General features: G+C 65.0%; 1 pseudogene. It reads right to left on the bottom strand.

The features are described 5' to 3' along the window. Window positions 1-389: pseudogene (locus tag EOA27_RS40250) on the bottom strand (nicotinate phosphoribosyltransferase); the annotation flags it as partial.

The following is a 389-nucleotide window of genomic DNA, read 5'->3' as shown; positions in this document are numbered from 1 at the left end:
GGTCCTTGCCCCTCTCGCGCCACCACTCGATGATCTTCTCGCCACCCTCGATCGGCGGCGCGCTGTCGGGGCGGAAGCCGGTCCAGTCGGCGACCCAGTCCGGCGCGTCACGCAGGAAGGATGCGGTGCCGAACGCGTCCGGCAGCACGATCAGCAAATTGCCGCCATAGTAGCGCTGCCAGTCCTGCAGCACCTTGTAGGGCGACTGCTTGAGCTCCTCTTCCGAATTAGCGAGGGCGGCAAACACCATCGGCAGCTCATGCGCGTTGGTGCCGAGCGCCTCGAGGTCGTTGTCCATGGCAAGCAGGACGTTGGAGGTGCCGGTGAAGGCCTGGCCGATGCCTTCCTTCAAGGCTTCCACACACCAGCGTTGCCACAGGAAGGAGTGG

This window comes from Mesorhizobium sp. M2A.F.Ca.ET.037.01.1.1 (assembly GCF_003998075.1).
In the GTDB taxonomy this organism is placed as follows: Bacteria; Pseudomonadota; Alphaproteobacteria; order Rhizobiales; family Rhizobiaceae; genus Mesorhizobium.
This window is presented reverse-complemented; position numbering and strand designations above follow the sequence as displayed.